Here is a 20,209-nt window from a genome sequence, read left to right on the forward strand (position 1 = left end):
TTATATGTTTATTAAACAAAATAATTTTTTTATAGAAAAATTATTTTCTTCTAATTTTAATAATTCTAATTCCATTAATAAATTTATAATTTTAGAATAATCCCATAATGTATATATATTAATTATATAATTAATTATCCATTTTTTAATTTTAATTAAAGAAATTTTTTTTATATTTATAAAATATTTTAATAAATTTAAAAAAAAATCTTTTATATTATAAAATGATATAAATATAGGGACACATAATATGTAAATATTCTTTTTATTATTTAATTTTAAATTAAAACCTAGTTTTATTAAAAAAAGTTTTATTTTATATAAAATAAAATATTCTTTTTCTTTTATTTTTATTTTAATATTTGTTTTTATTTTACTTATAATATTTTTTTTTTCTAAATGTAATTTAAATTTTATTTGTAATAATAAAAAAATTATTTTTTTTATTAAAATAGAGTATAAAAAATTTTCTTTTTCTATAATAATATAAGTATTTTTTAAAATTGTTAAAAATTTACCAAAATTTTTAAAATAAAAATTTGGTAAATTATCTAAATAGATTATCTTTTTTTTTTTAATATCATTAAATAATGATTTATTTGTAATTAATAACTTATTTTTGGTCAAAAAATATTCTAAATTTTGTTCATTTTCTTTATTATTTTTTAATAAACTAATATTTTTTGTATTTTTTAAAAAATTATTATTAAATAATAATTTTTTAATATTTTTAAATATAAAATTATATATTAATTTTATGTTATAAAAACATATATCATTTTTTTGAGGATGTATATTTATATCAATTTGATTAGGTTCTATTTTTAAAAAAAATATAAAAGAAAAACTATAATCATTATTTAAATAACTATATATTATTTCTTTAATAATACGATAAATAAAATTAGTAGATACTATACGATTATTAACATAAAGATATTTAAATAAGGTGTTTGTTGAATTTTCTTTTTTAAAAAAAACTATCCATCCATATAATTCTAATTTTTTATATATATAATCTATTTTTAATGCATTTTTTAAAAAATAATTACCACAAATAATTTTTATTCTATTTGAATAAGAAACATTATCAGTTACTTGTTTAAAATTATAAATAATTTTATTATTATATTTAAATTGTATTCCTATACCAAATTTCATTAAAATAATTTTTTTAATAATATTTTTAATATAAATAAACTCTATTTTTTCACTAGAAAGATATGATCTTCTCGCAGGAAAATTATAAAAAAGATCAGACAAAATAATAGTAGTTCCTATAGGATGTGAAATTGGTTTTAAATAAATAATTTTTTCATTAAACCCTTCTGTATATAATTGCCAAGCAATTTTTTGTCTTAATGTTTTAGATGTAATAGTCATTCTAGATATAGTTTTTATACTAGTTAAAGCTTCTCCTCTAAAACCAAAACTTTCAAAAGAATCTAGATCATCTAGATTATTTATCTTACTTGTAGCATATCTTTTAATACACAAAATTAAATTTTTTTTATTCATCCCTATCCCATTATCATTTATATAAATGTATTTTATACCTCCTTTTTTTATACATAAATTTATTTGTGATGCTTTTGCATCAATACTATTTTCAATTAATTCTTTAATAACAGTAGCAGGTCTATCTATTACTTCCCCTGCAGCTATCTTTTTTATAACATCTTTAGGTAAAATTTTAATAGACATTAAATATTATATTAATAAAAAAATTTGTAATATATATTATTACTATTTATTAATATATAAAGCGGGAAACGAGATTCGAACTCGCGACCCCAACCATGGCAAGGTTGTGCTCTACCATACTGAGCTATTCCCGCTAATATATAATTATAAATAATAATTTAATCATATTAAATTTAACTTTTATTTGTCAATCTATTTTAGATAATAATTTATTATTAAAAACAAAATTTTTATAAAATTTTAATTCATTTATAGATTCATATATATCATTATATGCATTATGTTGATGTTTTTTTTCTTCTAATTTAGAATAAATTTTAGGTTTCCATCTTTTAACAAGTTCTTTTATTGAACTAATATCAATATTTCGATAATGAAAATATTTTTCTAATTTAGGCATATAATTATATAAAAATATACGATCTTTATAAATACTATTACCACATAAAGGTGTGGTATTAGGTTTAATATAATATTTTAAGAAATCTAAAATATATATTTCTGCTTTTTTTTCATTAAATTTACTATTTTTAATTCTTTTAATTAAACCAGTTTTTTTATGTATATTTTTACACCATGAATTCATATAATTTAAAATATTATTTGATTGATATATTGGGATAACTATACCTTTATTTATAATATCTAAATTAATATTAGTAATAACTATAGCAATTTCAATTATATGATCTTTATTAGGATTAAGTCCTGTCATTTCTAAATCTAACCATATTAATAAATTATTATTAATTTGCACAAATATCCTTATTTTATTTATAATTTAAGTTTTTAAATATTATTATATATTGTTTTTTTATATTATATTAAAATATTTCATAAAATAATTAATTATAAAATGAAGAAAAAATATATATATATATAAAATTTATTACCAAAATTATTAATTACAAAATTTTTTAGTTATTTTTCAAAAAAAAAACTTAGTTTAATAACTAATTTTTTTATATTTCTATATATTAAAACATATAAAATAAATATGAAAGAAACACAATATCCTAATATTTTTTATTATAAAACTTTTAATAAATTTTTTATAAGAAAATTAAATATGAATAATAGACCAATTGATAATAATATAAATCACATAATTCAAAATACAGATGGTATTATTAATGAATTAGGTATTATAAAAAAAAATAAACTTTTGCAATTTAAAGGTTGTAAATATTTATTATATGATCTTTTAGGCCAAAATAAAAATATATATAAAATTTTCACTAATGGATATTTTATTAATATATATTTATCACCTAGAAATTATCATAGAATACATATATCTTATAATGGTTTTTTATTAAAAATGATATATATACCTGGAAAGTCATTTCCAGTTAATAATATATTTTCTGAAAATTTACGTAATTTATTTATTTTAAATGAAAGAGTAATTTTTTTATTTAAAATATCTTTTGGTTTTATGATTAAAATTTTAATTGGTACTTAAATAGTAGGTAGTATTTATAATTCTTGGTATGGTTTAGTTATTTCTTCTAAAAAAAATAATATTAAAACTTGGAATTGGCCATATATTAAAAATCTTTATAAAAAAGATTCTATTTTTTTAAAAAAAAGGAGAAGAAAGGGGTTATTTTAATTTAGGTTCAACTGTTATTACTTTATTTCCTCCTAAAACAATTAAATTTAATCCTATTTAAAAAAAGGATTAAATATTAAAATTGGAGAATTATTAGCTTATGTTATTTAACATAAAATATTTTAAAAAAAATATTAAGCATTTTTTATAGAAAAACTAATAGATTTATGAATAGATTTTTTTTTTAGTAAAAACATAATAAATCTATCTAAACCTATTGCCATACCTGAATAATTTGAAATACCATATTTTATTGCTTTTAAGAAATAAATATCAACTTTTTTAATTGGTAACCCTATTAATTTACGTTTATTATTATCTTCATTAAATCTTTTTTTTTGTTCTTTATAATTTGTTAATTCATGAAATCCATTGCCTAATTCAACACCTTTAAAAAATATTTCAAATCTATTTGCTATATTTTTATTTTTTATATTTATAGTTTCTGTAGTTTTTTGAGAGGCAGGAAAATTATATATTAATACAGGAGATTTTAATCCTAATTTAGGTACAATATATAAATCAAATAATATTTGTAAGTAATTATCTGTAATTAAAGTATTATTTTTATTTTTTACAAAACCTATTTTTTCTATTAAAAATAAAAGTTTTTTTTTACTTATATGAAAAGGATTTATTTTAAAATATTTTAAAAAAATTTTTTTATATGAATATCTTTTAAGTTTCTTAAATCCAAATTTTACAAAAAAATTATCTATTTCTGCCATTAATTGTTTTAAATGATAATTTTTATGATACCATTCTAGCATAGTAAATTCAGGATTATGATATTGACCTAATTCACCATTACGAAAACTATGACATATTTGATAAATTGAAGAATTTATTTTAGATGCAAGTATCCTTTTCATATGAAATTCAGGACTAGTAATTAAAAATAATTTTTTTTTATTTTTATTATTAATAAAATTTGTATTAAATTGTTGTAAATAAATATTTGTATTTTCAAATTGAGTTAATATTGGAGTTTCTACTTCAATAAAATTTTTATTATCAAAAAATTTTCTTATTTTTTTTATTATAATAGTACGTTTAATTAAATCATTTATTTTTGCACTAGTTAAGTAATTTAAATTTTTCATATTAATTTTTAAATTGTATATTTGATTATTTAAAACGAGAAATATATTTTTTTTTTCTTGTATCAATTTTAATTATATCTCCAATTTTAATAAAAGATGGAACTTTTATTATTTCTCCGTTACTAATTATAGCTTGTTTATTATTATTTACTGTATCTCCTTTTAAAATCATATTTGTACTTATTACTTTTAAATTTAAAAAATTAGGTAATATTAAAAATATTGGTGATTTATTCCAAAATGTTATAATATAATCATATTGAGAAATTAACCATTTTTTTTTATTTTTTATAATTTTACTATGAATTATAATTTGTTCAAAATTATTTTTATCCATAAAATAATAAAAATAATTTTTTTCATTGTATAAATATTTTAATTTTTTTTCAAAAATATCTGCTGTATTTAGATTATCAGTAGATTTAAATGTTTTATCAATTAATTTTTCCGTGATTAAATTTCTCATTTTTATTCTAACAAATGCTTGTCCTTTTCCAGGTTTAACAAATTCACTAGATTCTATAATATATGGTTGGTTTAAAAAAATAAATTTCATTCCAATTTTAAAATTATTACTATAATAGTTAATCATTTTAATCTTTTTTAAAAAAAAATATTAATTTATAATAATACATATTTATAAAAATAAAATTATTTTATGAAAGAATTATGGTTAAAACAATTATCAAATAATATCAATAATAATATTGATCTTATTAAGATTACAGAAATAAAAAAAAAAGATCATCATCAATTTTTATATAAAAAAAAAAATATATTTTTTAAGGTAAAAATACCTGTAATTTTTATAAAAAAGATAGAAAAAAAAAATTCTAAAGATCCTATTTTACTACAGTTTATTTTTAATAGAAAAGAATTAATTCAATATAAAAAATATAATAAAAATCCATTAAATGAAAAATTTATTATTCCTGGTATGATTCATAAATATAAAAATAGAATATTAATATTATTAACAGGAATATGTGCAGTACATTGTAGATATTGTTTCCGAAAAAATACTAAACAAGTAAATTCAATCACAATATGTAATTGGAATAAAATAATTAATTATATAAAAAAAAATTTTGAAATTAATGAAATCATTTTTTCTGGAGGAGATCCTTTAGTTTTAAATGATAATAAAATAAATTTTTTTATTAATGATATTAATAAAATATCTCATATTAAAATATTAAGAATACATACTAGAATAGTATGTATTCTTCCTCAAAGAATTTCTAAAAATTTATTAAAAATATTTAGTAAATGTAAATTTCATATTGTAATAGTGACACATATTAATCATCCTAATGAAATTAGTGATGAGTTATCTGAAAAAATTCATTTTCTAAAAACAATGGGGATAACTGTTTTAAATCAAAGTGTTTTATTAAAAAATATAAATGATAATCATAAAATTTTAATTAAACTAAGTAATAATTTATTTGATATTGGAATAATACCTTATTATTTACATCTTTTAGATAAAATAGAAGGAAGCAAACATTTTTATGTATCTGAAAATAAAGCTAAAATAATTATGAAAAAAATATTATTATCTTTATCAGGATTTTTAGTACCTAAACTAACTAAAGATATTTATGGAGGTAAAAATAAAAAATTTATTTTTTAATAAAATATAAAATTTAAAAAATAAAAAGCTGTGCTTAAAATAAATGCACAGCTTATATTAATATATTAATAAAATAGTAAAAAATTATATTTTAAATTTATTTAAATAAATTTAAAGTTTGTAATAAAAATTACATCATACCACCCATACCTCCACCCATACCACCTGGTGGGGTATTAGATATTTCTGATTTTTCATCTTTTGGTAAATCTGTAACCATACATTCTGTTGTAATCATAAGACCTGCTACAGAAGCAGAATATTGTAATGCTGATCTTGTTACTTTAGTTGGATCTAAAATACCAAATTTAATCATATCTCCATATTCTTCGTTTGCAGCATTATATCCATAATTACCATGTCCATCTTTAACATTATTTGCAATTACTGATGGTTCTTCTCCAGCATTAGAAACTATCTGACGTAAAGGAGCTTCCATTGCTCTTAAAGCTACTTTTATACCCATATTCTGATCTTCATTTTGACCAGTTAAATTCATTAATTTAGCAGCTACACGTACTAATGCAACTCCACCTCCTGCCACAACACCTTCTTCTACTGCAGCTCTAGTAGCATGTAAAGCATCTTCTACTCTAGCTTTTTTTTCTTTCATTTCTACTTCAGTTGCAGCCCCAACTTTTAATACAGCTACTCCACCTGCTAATTTTGCTACTCTTTCTTGAAGTTTTTCACGATCATAATCAGAAGTTGCTTCATCTATTTGTTGTCTGATTTGATTAACACGACCTGAAATATCTTTTTGTTTACCAACACCATCTATTATGGTTGTTGTGTCTTTATTTATAACTATTCTTTTTGCTTGACCTAAATCTTCTAATGTAGCTTTTTCTAATTCTAAACCTATTTCTTCTGAAATAACATTACCACCTGTAAGGATAGCAATATCTTGTAACATAGCTTTACGACGATCTCCAAAACCAGGAGCTTTAACTGCGGCAACTTTTACTACTCCGCGCATAGTATTAACTACTAATGTAGCTAAAGCTTCTCCATCAACATCTTCAGCTATAATTAATAATGATTTACTTGATTTAGCAACCATTTCTAAAATAGGTAAAATTTCTCTAATATTTGAAAGTTTTTTATCTACTAATAGAATATATGGATTATCAAGTTCTACAGTACCAGATTCTGATTTGTTTATAAAATATGGTGATAAATATCCTCTATCAAATTGCATTCCTTCAACAACATCTAATTCATCTTGTAATCCAGTACCTTCTTCAACTGTAATAACTCCTTCTTTTCCTACTCTTTCCATAGCTTGCGCTATTAAATTACCTACAGTTTCATCTGCATTTGCAGAAATAGTTCCTACTTGAGCTATAGATTTTGAATCAGAACATGGAACAGAAATAACTTTTAATTCTTCTACAGCTGCAATAACAGCTTTATCTATTCCTCTTTTTAAATCCATAGGATTCATACCAGCAGCAACTGCTTTTAAACCTTCACTAACAATAGATTGAGCTAATACACTAGCTGTAGTTGTACCATCACCTGCCACATCATTAGCTTTGGAAGCAACTTCTTTTACCATTTGTGCTCCCATATTTTCAAATTTATCTTCTAATTCTATCTCTCTAGCTACTGTTACCCCATCTTTAGTTATAGCTGGAGCACCAAATGATTTATCTAGTACTACATTTCTACCTTTTGGTCCAAGAGTAATTTTGACTGCATCTGCAAGTACGTTTACACCTCGTAACATTTTTACACGAGCATCATTACCAAATTTTACGTCTTTAGCTGCCATTTTAAATATTCCTTAAATTTATTTATATTAAAATAATTAAATTTTCTATAATTTTATTTATCTAATGACAAATTTTATTATTTAATAATAGCCAAAATATCACTTTCAGACATTATAAGAACTTCTTCATCATCAATTTTTTCTGTTTTTACACTATAACCATCATTAAATATAATTGTATCACCTTTTTTTACATCTAATGGTTTTACTGTTCCATTATCTAATATACGTCCTTTACCAACTGCTAATACTTCTCCTCTTGTAGATTTTCCTGCAGCAGAACCTGTTAAAACTATTCCACCTGAAGATTTAGATTCAACTTCTTTTCTTTTTACAATAACACGATCATGTAATGGGCGAATATTCATTAATAATTCTCCTTTTAAGAAGTTTAACTATTGTTAATTAATATTAATTTATTTTGAATAATGTGCACTGAAAGATAAGGACATATAGTCTCTGTTTCAAGTCTTATCTAAAAAAAATTATTTTAATAAAACTATATTTTAAAATTTAATTTATATTTAATTTATTATTAATAATAATAAATTTTAATTTATATTGAAATTTTATTTATTTTTTAATAAAAAATATTGACGTTTACTAATAAATATTGTCATAATGTAAATATATTTTGATTTATGCCCGAATAGCTCAGTCGGTAGAGCAGTGGACTGAAAATCCCCGTGTCGGTGGTTCAATTCCGCCTTCGGGCATTTTTATTTTATTATCTAAAATATCTTTATATTCTCCTTTCATAAATAAAAAATGCAGAAAATAAAATATTTTCTGCATTTTTTATTTAAAATAATTTAAATAAAAAAATATTTATTAAATATAAATTTTTTTGTAATCGATATATTTTAACTAATTTATTTTCTAAAAATAAATTATATTTTTTATATATAAAAAACTTATTTTTATAATTATGTAATCCATGATTAAAATAATTATCATTATCATAATTATTATGATCCATTAAAAAATGATTTTTATAAAAATTATGTTTTTTTATATTTTTTTTTAAAACTTTTAAAATTTTTATTTCTACATAACGATCTCTTACTAAACATTTTTTTAAAAATTCATAATTTTTTATTTTTTGACAAGTTTTATTAATTAATAAATTACTTCCTAATCCTTTTATAAAAATTATTTTTTTCAATAAATTTTTATCTTTAGATTTTAAATATTCGACAACTTGTTGAGCTCTTTTTTGAGATAATATATTATCATTATCTTTTTCTAAATAGTCAGAATGACCTAAAATTACAATTTTATTATCATTATCTTTAGATAAGTTTTTATTTTTAATATTAATATCTAATATTTTACTTAATTTTTTTTTATTTTGTGTTCCTAAAATAATTTCATTAGAATCAAAATAAACTTTTGTTTTAGATAAAATATCACTATTACCATAATTATTATAATAATTATTTTTTGCTTTTTTAATTAAAGATCTTATTGATGGTACATGATATTTATCAGTAAATTTATATATTAAACTAAGAGTAAACATAGAATTATTAGTTTCTTGACCTAAATTATCATTATCTTTATTTCCTATATTACCTGCAAATTGATATTCTACTCTAGATGAAAAATTATTATTTATAATATATTCTCCTCCTAAAACCATTAATGGAGATATATTATAATATTTATTATTTATATTTTTATTATAATTATTTTTATCATATTGTTGATTAATTGATTGAGTAAATAAACCACCTAAACGACTATATAAATATATATTTTTAAATATAGGATATCTAATATTAGATGTTAATTGAATACCTTTAGATTCAAAAAAATTTGTAGTATTCTTATCTTCTATATTTTTTTTAATAGCTCCTAACCAATCAAAACCCATTTCAAAACCTAAAAAATTATTTGATTGATAACCAAAAAATAATCCATTTCCTATTTTATTAAATACAGTATATTCTTTATCATCAATATCTTTTCCTAATAATTTAATATTATCATATTGTGATAATCCAAATTTAGAACCGAAATACCAATAATCTTTAAAATTAGATTCAGCATTAGCAATATTATACATATTCATTATAATCATTATAAAAATAATAGTCATCTTTTTCATTTTGATATAAACCCTTTATTATTAAAAGAATAATATTTAAATTTATATTTTTAAAAAAATATTTTTTAATTATTTAAAAATCTTAATAATAGAAAAAATACTTTTTTTATCTTTCTTTAATCTAATTAAAGAATTTTTAAAAATATTATTTTGCAATATAACTTGTATCCAAATTAAATTGGATTTAATCATTAATGATTTTAAAATAATACTACCTCTTATTATTTGCCATTTTTGAGTTTTATTTTCTTTAATTTCTAATAAATCATCAAATAATGGGCAAAATTTTGTTTTACCTTCTAATAAAAATAATTGTTTATTTTTCTTATTTTTAAATTTTAAACTACTAATTATTTCTTGCCCTAAATAACAACCTTTATTAAAATCAATTGAATTAAATTTTTCCATATTACTTTGTTGTGGGAAAAATAAATTACAATTTTTATTATTATCAATAATAGGATAACCTATTTTCATATAAAATTTATTCCAAAAATTATTGTTTTTAACAAAAATTATTTTTTTTATAGAAAAATCTTTCATTAATAATTTATTATTTTTTTTTGATAAAATTAAAAAATAATAATTATTAGAATAACAAAATTTTAAAAAAATATTTTTTTTAAAAAAAAATAATGTTTTTTGTTGATAAAAAACATTATTTTTTTTAAAAATTTTAAAAATTTTTTTTTTTAATTCTATATCAGATAATAAAAAAATTTTTTCTTGTGGATCTAAATAAATTTCTATGTCATAAATTAAAGTATATTTTTTAATATCTTCTAAATATTTTTTTACTATATTTTTTTGAATAATATATTTATAATGATTATTATCATTTTTTAATATATGCATATTTGTTAATATTTTACCCTGAGAATTACAATGAATAGCATTTAAAAAATTTTTATTATTATCTAATCTATTAATATCAATTGTTAGCTGATTTTGTAAAAAAATTTTACTATCAACACCTTTTATATTTATAATTTGTAAATTATTCAAATAAAAAATTTTTAATAAACTATATTTTTTTTCTTCTACATTCATTTTTTCTATATAATTAGACATTTTTTTATAAAAAATATTATTATTTTAAATATTAAAATTTTTTTTTAATAAAATTTTATGTAATTCTTGTAAAGAAAATACTCTTTGTTGAAAATTTTTTCCTATAGCAATTAAACTAGCTTTAGCACCATTAATAGTAGTATTATAATAAATATTATTTTGTAATGCTAAAATTCTAATTAATTTAGAATTAATAATAGATTCTTTTTTTTCTACAATATTAATTATATAAGTATATCTTTTATTTTTAATAAAATTAACTATATTAGGTTTTTTTTCTGTAGATTTTCTAACTGTTTTAACTAATAAATTTAATTTTTTTAAAAATTTAGCAGTTCCATATGTAGCTTCAATTTTAAAACCATAATTTATTAATTTTTTAACTATTGGAAAAATTAATTTTTTATCTTTATTTTGTACAGATACTAATATAGTACTATTTTTTTTTATACAAAATTTTGTTCCTAATATTGCTTTATAAAATGCTTCTGCAAAAGAAAACCCTATACCCATAACTTCTCCCGTAGATTTCATTTCTGGACCTAAAATAGGATCTATATTATCAAATTTATCAAAAGGTAATATTACTTCCTTTACAGCAAAATATGGTGGAATAATTTCTTTATTAAGATTTAAATCTGGTAAAGTTTTACCAATCATAACTAATGCACCCATTTGTGCTAATGGAATATTTATTGCTTTAGAAATAAAAGGGATTGTTCTAGATGCTCTAGGATTAACTTCTATTATATAAATTTCATCATTTTTTATAGCAAATTGAATATTTATTAATCCACATACATTAATTTTAATAGCTAATTTTTTTGTTTGAATTTTAATTTTTTTTAAAATACTTTTACTTAAAGTACGTGTTGGAAAAGAACAAGCAGAATCTCCAGAATGGATTCCTACATATTCAATATGCTCCATAATTCCACCTATAAAAATATTTTTTTTATCACAGATAGCATCAACATCAATTTCTATTGCATTTTTTAAAAATTTTTCTAATAAAACATGAATATTATCTTTTATATTTAATAAATAATAATTTTTTAAATCATTTTCATTATATACTATTTCCATAGATCTACCTCCTAAAACATAAGAAGGTCTAACTATAAGAGGAAAACCCATTATATTTGCTTTATTTAAAGCTTCATTTAAATTTTTTACTATATAATTAGGAGATTGTTTTAATTTTAAAGAATTAATAATATATTGAAATTTTTTTCTATTTTCAGCAAGATCTATAGATGAAGGACTTGTACCTAAAACATTAATATTCTCTTTTTCTAATTTTTTAGCTAAATTTAATGGTGTTTGTCCTCCATATTGTATAATTACTCCTTGAGGTTTTTCTATTCTAATAATTTCTAATATATTTTCTAAAGTAATAGGTTCAAAATATAAACGATCTGAAATATCATAATCAGTAGATACAGTTTCTGGATTACAATTAATCATAATTGTTTCAAAATTATTTTTACGTAATATCATAGATGCATGTACACAACAATAATCAAATTCAATACCCTGTCCTATTCTATTAGGCCCACTACCTAAAATAATAATTTTTTTTTTATTATTATTCGGATTAGCTTCACATTCTGTTTCATATGTTGAATATATATAAGCAGTATTAGTTTTAAATTCAGCAGAACATGTATCTACTCTTTTATATACTGGATGTATATTTAATTTATATCTTAATTTTCTTATTTTTTCTTCAGAATAATTTAATAAATTAGCTAATCTAGCATCAGAAAAACCTTTTTTTTTTAAATTAAAAAAAGATTGTTTATCATATAAATATTTTATACCTATTTTTTTTAACTTATTCTCAATATTAATTAAATCTTCTATTTGGAATAAAAACCATTTATCTATTTTAGAATAATGATATATATCTTTAATATTTATACCTATACGTATAGCATCTGCAATAAATCTGATTCTATCAGGACCTGGTTTTTTTAATTCTTTTATAATTAAATTATAATTTTCTTTATTTTTAATTAAATTAATTTTAGAATCAAAACCATTTATACCAATTTCTAAACTACATAATGCTTTTTGAATTGATTCTTGAAAAGATCGTCCTATAGACATAACTTCACCTACTGATTTCATTTGAGTTGTTAATCTATCATTAACATTATGAAATTTTTCAAAATTAAATCTAGGTATTTTAGTTACTATATAATCAATAGATGGTTCAAAAGCAGCAGTAATATGATTACTTGTTATATCATTTATTAATTCATCTAATGTATAACCAATAGAAAGTTTTGCTGATATTTTTGCAATTGGAAAACCTGTAGCTTTAGACGCTAAAGCTGATGAACGTGATACACGAGGATTCATTTCAATTACTATTAATTTTCCTGTTTTGGGATTTACAGCAAATTGTACATTAGCACCTCCTGATGTAATATTCATAGATTTCATAATTAATATAGAAGCATTTCTCATTATTTGATATTCTTTATCAGATAAAGTTTGTGCAGGAGCTACTGTAATTGAATCTCCTGTATGAATACCCATAGGATCTATATTTTCAATTGAACATACAATAATAGAATTACCATTTTTATCTCTTATAATTTCCATTTCATATTCTTTCCATCCTATTAATGATTCATCAATAATTAATTCATGATTATGAGATAAACTAAAACCATTTTTACAAATTTTTTTAAATTCTTCTATATTATTTGCTATTCCTCCCCCACTTCCCCCCATGGTGAATGATGGTCTAATAATACATGGAAAACCAATTTTTTTTATATTATTTATTGCTTCATTAAGATTATGGACAATTAAAGAATAAGGAACATTAAATCCTAATTCTTTTATAATATTTGCAAAATAATAACGATTTTCTGCTTTATTTATAGTTTCAATTGAAACTCCAATAGTTTCTACATTAAATTTATTTAAAATATTATTTTTATGTAAATCTAAAACACAATTTAAAGCTGTTTGTCCACCCATTGTTGGTAAAATAGCATCAGGTCTTTCTTTTTTTATAATTTTAGCTATAATTTTCCAATTCATAGGTTCTATATAAGTAATATCAGAAATATCAGGATCAGTCATAATAGTAGCTGGATTAGAATTAACTAAGATTAAATTATATCCTTCTTCTTTTAACGCTTTACATGCTTGAGTACCAGAATAATCAAATTCACAAGCTTGACCAATAACAATAGGACCGGAACCTAAAATCATAATGTTTTTTATATCAGTACGTTTTGGCATTTTATAATCTCTTATATTTTTTTTTACAATATATTTGAATTAATTTTATAAAATAATCAAATAAAATAGATGCATCATGTGGTCCAGGACTAGCTTCAGGGTGTCCTTGAAATCCAAAAGCAGGTTTATTAATATAATGAATTCCTTGTATAGTATTATCAAATAAAGATTTATGTGTAATTTCTAAATTTTTAGGAAAATTATTTTGATCAATAGTAAATCCATGATTTTGAGTAGTAATTAATACTTTATTATGTTTTAAATCCTTAACAGGATGATTACTTCCATGATGACCTATATCCATTTTTTTTATTTTTGCTCCACTTGCAATAGCTAATATTTGATGCCCGAAACAAACTCCAAATATTGGAATATTTGTTTTTAAAATTTTTTTTATAGTATTAATAATAGATAAACATGGAGTAGGATCTCCTGGTCCATTAGATAAAAAAATACCATCTGGATTTAATAAAATTAAATTTTCATAACTAGTAAAAGCTGGGACAACAGTAATTTTACATTTTCTATCAATAAACATTTTTAAAATACTTGTTTTAACACCGAAATCTATTACTACAATATGTATGGAAAATACACAATTTTTAATTATTTTAGTATTTTTATTTCCTTTAATCCAAGAATAATTTTTTTTTGTTGTAATATTTTTTATTAAATTAACTCCTTGTAATCCTTTATATTTATTAATTTTTTTAATAATATTTTTATAATTAAAAGATTCTTTAGTAACTATTAAACTTATTTTATTAATTTTTTTATTACGTATTAATCTTGTTAAATATCGAGTATCTATTCCTTCAATAGCAATAATGTTATGTTTTTTAAGAAATATATCTAAATTTTCAGTACTACGATAGTTACTTGATATTTTAGATAAATTATTAATAATAAGTCCTTTTAAATAAATTTTTGATGATTCATTATCTTCTAAATTAGTACCTACATTACCAATGTGTGGATATGTTAAAGTAACAATTTGCTTATAATAAGAAGGATCGGTAATTATTTCTTGATATCCAGTAATAGCAGTATTAAATACTATTTCTCCTATAATTATTCCTTCAACTCCTATAGATTTTCCAAAAAGTTTAGTACCATCTTCCATTAATACTATGGCTTTATTATTCAATTTATTCTCCATAATCTATATATTTATACTATTTTAGTATATAAATATTTTATATTAGAATTTTATATAAGAAAATACAATTTAAAATTAGATAAGAAGTTTTTTTGAAGTTTAAAAGATATAATTTTTAACTTAAATAAAATTTTAAAAATTAATTTTAAGAGAAATATTAATAAATATTTTTAAATATAAAACATATTACTCTCTTTATAAAATATAAAAAGAGAGCAAATTTTTAGTTTTATTTTCTAATATTAATTAAAGATTTCATATGAATCATATAATTTCTTAATATATATCCTACTTTTTCTATAGGATGATTTCTAATATTATAATTTAAATCACGTAAATATTTATTATTTATTAATTTATTTTTTATTTGAACAATACCTAGATCTTCTGATGTAAGATTATTTATAAAATTTTTTAATAACGGGATAGCATTATTAGAAAATAAATAATTACCATATTCTGCTGTATCTGATATAACTTTATTCATTTCATATAATTTTTTTCTTGCAATAGTATTAGCAATTAAAGGTAATTCATGTAGTGATTCATAATATGCTGATGCTGATGCTATACCTGATTCTATCATTAATTCAAATGATAATTCAATACTACTCTTAATTATAGCAATCATAAAAATCCCCTTATCAAAATAATCTTGTTCTTTTATATTATTATCTTGAATATTTTTAGTTTTTTCAAAATTATTATTTTTATATATTTTTCTCCATTTAATTAAATTAATATTATTATTATTCCAATCTTCTATCAATTTTTTTGAAAATTTTCCTGAAATTATATTATCTATATGTATTTTAAATAAGGGTTTTAATTTTTTTTTTAAAATTAATGATAATTCATAAGCACGTATTTTATTCAAATTATTTAATCTATCCATCATTAAACTAATACCTCCTTGTTTTAAGGCTTCTGTAATAGTTTCCCATCCAAATTGGATTAATTGTGAAGCATATGATGGATTAATATTTAATGTTAATAATTTATCGAATAATAAAATAGATGTTGTTTGTAATATTCCACATAATACTGTTTGTTCACCCATTAAATCTGATTTTACTTCAGCAGAAAAAGATGATTCTAATATCCCAGCTTTATGACTTCCAATAGAAAAAGCCCATGATTTAGCAATATTAAATCCATTATTATGTATACCATTTTGATGAACAGCAATTAGGGCTGGTACACCAAAACCTCGTTTAAATTCTTCTCTTACTTCAGTTCCAGGACATTTAGGTGCTACCATAATAACAGTAATATTTTTAGGAATTTTTTCTCCTTCTTCAATAATATTAAAACCATGGGAATATCCTAATGTTGCTCCTTTTTTTATTAAAGGTTTTATTTTTTTTAAAATATTATGATGATGATTATCTGGAGTTAGATTAATTATTAAATCTGCATTTGGTATTAAATCTTTATAAGAACCAATATTAAAATTATTTTTATATGCTCTTTGCCAAGATAAATTTTTATTTTTTATAGATTCTTTTTTTAATGCATATGAAATATTTAATCCAGAATCTCTCATATTTAATCCTTGATTTAATCCTTGAGATCCACAACCTATAATAACAATATTTTTATTTTTTAAATAATTTATACTGTTTGTAAATTCTTCAAATTGCATTAATCTACATTTTTGTAAATTTTTTAATTTTTTACGAAAATTTAAATTATTAAAATAATTATTCATTAAATAATCCTATATTTTATTAATAAAACTATTATTTAGTTGATTTTTTTAATTAATACTATTTTATTATTTTGTTTAAAAAAATTATTTTTAATCAAAAAATTTTTATTTTATTAATATATAATTAATTTTAATAAAAATATTTTTATTAAAAAATTTATATTTAAACAATTTTTTCTTAAAAATAGAAATTTATATATACTCTTAAATTTAAAAAATTAAATTTATTTATAATTTAATTTATTTTTATCTCGTACTGCACCTTTATCTGCACTAGTTGCTAAAAAAGCATAAGCTTTAAGTGCTAAAGAAATTTTTCTTTTTCTTTTTAGTAAAGGAGTATATGCTAAATTACCTCTTTTTTCTTCCTCCTCTCTTCTTTTATTTAATGTAAAAGATGAAATATCTAATTTAATAGATCTATTTGGAATATCAATTTTAACAATATCACCATTTTTTACTAATGCTATAGTACCCTTACTTGCAGCTTCAGGGGATATATGACCTATAGATAACCCTGAAGTACCTCCAGAAAATCTTCCATCTGTAATTAAAGCACAACTTTTATCTAATTTCATTGATTTTAAATAAGATGTAGGATATAACATTTCTTGCATTCCAGGTCCACCTTTAGGACCTTCATATCTTATAACAATTACATCTCCTGGAGAAATATTTTTATTCAGAATTGCATATACTGCTGACTCTTGACTATCAAATACTTTTATTTTACCTATAAAAACCATTAATTTTTTATTTACACTAGCAGTTTTAACTACACATCCATCTTCAGCAAGATTTCCATATAAAATAGCTAATCCTCCATCTTTACTATATGCATATTTATAGGAACGTATACAACCTTTTTTTCTATCTATATCTAAATCCCATATTTTATTTTGTTTAAAAGGATGTCTTGTTTTTATATTACCAGGAGCTGATTGATAAAATTTTTTTATTTTATTACTATTTGTAGTAGTTATATCATATTTATGAATAGTTTCTTCTATTGTTAATCCTAATATATTTTTAGCATCTTTATTTATTAATCCTATTTTATTTAATTCACTTAGAAGACTAATTACTCCTCCTGCTCTATGAAAATCTTCCATATAAAATTTATTTGTACTGGGAGAAACCATACATAACCATGGTGTATTTTTTGATAATTGATCAATTTTTTTTAAATCAAATGCTACTTTATTTTCTTGCGATAAAGCTAACATATGTAAAATTGTATTTGTTGAACCACCCATAGCAATATCTAACATAGTTGCATTTTCAAATGATTTTTGATTAATAATATTTTGGGGTAAAACATTAGTTTCGTTATTTATATAATATTTTTTTGTAATTTCTACTATTTTATGTGCAGATTCTATACATAATTTTTTACGATTTATATGAGTGGATAATAAAGATCCATTACCTGGTAATGCTAAACCTAAAGCTTCTACTATACAATTCATTGAATTAGCTGTAAACATTCCAGAACAAGAACCACAAGTTGGACATGCATTTAATTCTATTTCTTTTATATATTTATTTGATTGTTCTAATTTACCTGATTGAATCATAGCATCTACTAAATCAATTCTTTTTATTTTTGTAGTTCCTTTTATATTAATTCTTCCAGCTTCCATTGGGCCACCAGATATAAATACAGTAGGTATATTTAATCGTAAACTAGCCATTAACATTCCTGGAGTAATTTTATCACAATTAGATATACAAATCATAGAATCTACACAATGTGCATTTATAACATATTCTATAGAATCTGCAATAAGTTCTCTAGAAGGTAAAGAATACAACATCCCATTATGGCCCATAGCTATTCCATCATCTATAGCTATAGTATTAAATTCTTTTGGTACTCCTCCATTATTTTTGATTTCATTAGCAATAATCTTACTTAATATTTGTAAATGTACATGTCCCGGAACAAATTGTGAAAAAGAATTAACTATAGCAATAATAGGCTTATTAAAATCTTCATCTTTCATCCCTGTTGCTCTCCAAAGAGCTCTTGCTCCAGCCATATTACGGCCTTTTGTTGTAGTAAACGAACGATAATTAGGCATATTCTTTCTTTTTTGTAATTAGTAAAAATAGTTATTTTTTAATATGATCTAACCAATTCCATTTATCTTTTATTTTCCCTGTTAATAAATGTAAAAATTCTTTTTGTATATTTTTTGTTATTTTTCCTCTTTTACCATTATTAATTAATATATTATCTACACTACATACAGGAATAATTTCAGTTGCTGTTCCTGTTAAAAATATTTCATCAGCTAAATATAAAGATTCTCTTAATATTAAACATTCTTTTATTTTAAAATTAAGATTTTTAGCTATTTTTAAAACTGAATCTCTAGTAATTCCTGGTAAAATTGAAGAATTAAGTGGAGGAGTAAATAAAATATTATTTTTTATTTTAAAAATATTTTCTCCAGCTCCTTCTGAAACAAATCCTGAACTATCTAAAGCAATCCCTTCATCATATCCATTTCTTCGAGCTTCACTTCCAATTAATAAAGAAGATAAATAGTTTCCTCCTGCTTTTGCTAAACTAGGTATAGTATTAGGTTTAATCCTATTCCAAGAAGATATCATAGTATTAATCCCATTTTTTTTTGCATTATTACCAAGATAATCTGTCCAAGGAAATGCACTAATCATCATATCTGTATAATATTCTTGAGGGGGATTAATACCTAAACCAACATCTCCTATAAATACTAAAATTCTAATATAAGCTTCATTAAGTTTATTAATATTAATTATATTATGAACAGCAGTCATTATTTCTTTTATATTAAATTTTAATGGAAACCTATAAATTTTAGCAGAATTATATAAACGATTAATATGATCTTTATGACGGAAAATAGCTGGTCCTTTATATGATTGATAACATCTAATACCTTCAAAAACAGAAGTTCCATAATGTAATGCATGAGTCATAACACTAATTTTAGCATCTTCCCATTTTATAATATTACCATTTAACCAAATAAAATCTGCCTTTTTTATAGACATTATTATATTTCCTT

The 20,209-nt window shown here is 20.4% G+C and carries 15 protein-coding genes, 2 tRNA genes and 1 pseudogene; 4 read left to right on the plus strand and 14 right to left on the minus strand.

What is annotated here, in order from left to right:
• From mutL to orn, 3 genes are all read right to left on the minus strand, one after another.
• Entirely contained in the window at positions 1-1,704 is a 1,704-nt protein-coding gene (mutL, locus tag GJU05_RS00840) for a DNA mismatch repair endonuclease MutL (RefSeq protein WP_208753667.1), read from the minus strand.
• Between the two features lie 60 nt (positions 1,705-1,764).
• Positions 1,765-1,838: transfer RNA gene (locus GJU05_RS00845), tRNA-Gly, on the minus strand.
• 53 nt (positions 1,839-1,891) lie between these two features.
• Complete coding sequence (gene orn, locus GJU05_RS00850; RefSeq protein ID WP_208753668.1) at positions 1,892-2,461, minus strand: oligoribonuclease; 570 nt, start codon at positions 2,459-2,461, stop codon at positions 1,892-1,894.
• Between the two features lie 240 nt (positions 2,462-2,701).
• On the opposite strand from orn, the gene asd reads away from it, so the two are divergent.
• A complete protein-coding gene (asd, locus tag GJU05_RS00855; protein WP_208753669.1) occupies positions 2,702-3,169 on the plus strand; it encodes an archaetidylserine decarboxylase in 468 nt (155 codons plus the stop codon).
• 127 nt (positions 3,170-3,296) lie between these two features.
• Positions 3,297-3,380 (plus strand): annotated as a pseudogene (locus tag GJU05_RS02305) (phosphatidylserine decarboxylase); the annotation flags it as partial.
• Between the two features lie 73 nt (positions 3,381-3,453).
• Here GJU05_RS02305 and epmA read toward each other — a convergent pair.
• Entirely contained in the window at positions 3,454-4,422 is a 969-nt protein-coding gene (gene epmA / locus GJU05_RS00865; RefSeq protein WP_208753670.1) for an elongation factor P--(R)-beta-lysine ligase, read from the minus strand.
• 25 nt (positions 4,423-4,447) lie between these two features.
• Positions 4,448-5,014 (minus strand): elongation factor P, encoded by a 567-nt coding sequence (gene efp, locus GJU05_RS00870; RefSeq protein WP_208753671.1) that lies wholly within the window; start codon positions 5,012-5,014, stop codon positions 4,448-4,450.
• A gap of 66 nt (positions 5,015-5,080) precedes the next feature.
• Between efp and GJU05_RS00875 the strand changes: the two genes are divergently transcribed.
• Positions 5,081-6,058: a KamA family radical SAM protein gene (locus tag GJU05_RS00875; protein WP_208753672.1), complete on the plus strand. Its 978-nt coding sequence runs from the start codon at positions 5,081-5,083 to the stop codon at positions 6,056-6,058.
• Positions 6,059-6,188: 130 nt separating this feature from the next.
• On the opposite strand, the gene groL is transcribed toward GJU05_RS00875, so the two are convergent.
• Both groL and GJU05_RS00885 read right to left on the minus strand, forming a co-directional pair.
• On the minus strand, positions 6,189-7,835 hold the full coding sequence (groL, locus tag GJU05_RS00880; protein ID WP_208753673.1) for a chaperonin GroEL: 1,647 nt from the start codon (positions 7,833-7,835) through the stop codon (positions 6,189-6,191).
• Positions 7,836-7,912: 77 nt separating this feature from the next.
• Entirely contained in the window at positions 7,913-8,203 is a 291-nt protein-coding gene (locus tag GJU05_RS00885) for a co-chaperone GroES (RefSeq protein ID WP_168893030.1), read from the minus strand.
• Positions 8,204-8,478: 275 nt separating this feature from the next.
• Here GJU05_RS00885 and GJU05_RS00890 point away from each other — a divergent pair.
• Positions 8,479-8,551, plus strand: a tRNA-Phe gene (locus tag GJU05_RS00890).
• Positions 8,552-8,637: 86 nt separating this feature from the next.
• Here the strand turns inward: GJU05_RS00890 and GJU05_RS00895 are convergent.
• The 7 genes from GJU05_RS00895 to GJU05_RS00925 all read right to left on the minus strand — a co-directional run bounded on the left by GJU05_RS00895 (position 8,638) and on the right by GJU05_RS00925 (position 20,195).
• Positions 8,638-9,945 (minus strand): OmpA family protein, encoded by a 1,308-nt coding sequence (locus tag GJU05_RS00895; RefSeq protein WP_208753674.1) that lies wholly within the window; start codon positions 9,943-9,945, stop codon positions 8,638-8,640.
• A 69-nt stretch (positions 9,946-10,014) separates the two neighbouring features.
• On the minus strand, positions 10,015-11,016 hold the full coding sequence (ygfZ, locus tag GJU05_RS00900; RefSeq protein WP_208753675.1) for a CAF17-like 4Fe-4S cluster assembly/insertion protein YgfZ: 1,002 nt from the start codon (positions 11,014-11,016) through the stop codon (positions 10,015-10,017).
• Between the two features lie 24 nt (positions 11,017-11,040).
• Positions 11,041-14,280, minus strand: coding sequence for a carbamoyl-phosphate synthase large subunit (gene carB, locus GJU05_RS00905; RefSeq protein WP_208753676.1), 3,240 nt, complete (start codon positions 14,278-14,280; stop codon positions 11,041-11,043).
• Position 14,281: 1 nt separating this feature from the next.
• A complete protein-coding gene (gene carA / locus GJU05_RS00910; protein WP_246228875.1) occupies positions 14,282-15,427 on the minus strand; it encodes a glutamine-hydrolyzing carbamoyl-phosphate synthase small subunit in 1,146 nt (381 codons plus the stop codon).
• A gap of 241 nt (positions 15,428-15,668) precedes the next feature.
• Entirely contained in the window at positions 15,669-17,150 is a 1,482-nt protein-coding gene (gene ilvC / locus GJU05_RS00915) for a ketol-acid reductoisomerase (protein WP_208753678.1), read from the minus strand.
• A 224-nt stretch (positions 17,151-17,374) separates the two neighbouring features.
• Positions 17,375-19,234: a dihydroxy-acid dehydratase gene (gene ilvD, locus GJU05_RS00920; protein ID WP_208753679.1), complete on the minus strand. Its 1,860-nt coding sequence runs from the start codon at positions 19,232-19,234 to the stop codon at positions 17,375-17,377.
• Between the two features lie 31 nt (positions 19,235-19,265).
• Positions 19,266-20,195 carry a branched-chain amino acid transaminase gene (locus tag GJU05_RS00925; protein ID WP_208753680.1) on the minus strand — a complete coding sequence of 310 codons (930 nt, stop codon included), beginning with the start codon at positions 20,193-20,195 and terminating at the stop codon, positions 19,266-19,268.
• Positions 20,196-20,209 lie beyond the last annotated feature (14 nt).

It is taken from the genome of Enterobacteriaceae endosymbiont of Donacia fulgens, assembly GCF_012567545.1.
Taxonomy (GTDB): Bacteria; Pseudomonadota; Gammaproteobacteria; order Enterobacterales; family Enterobacteriaceae.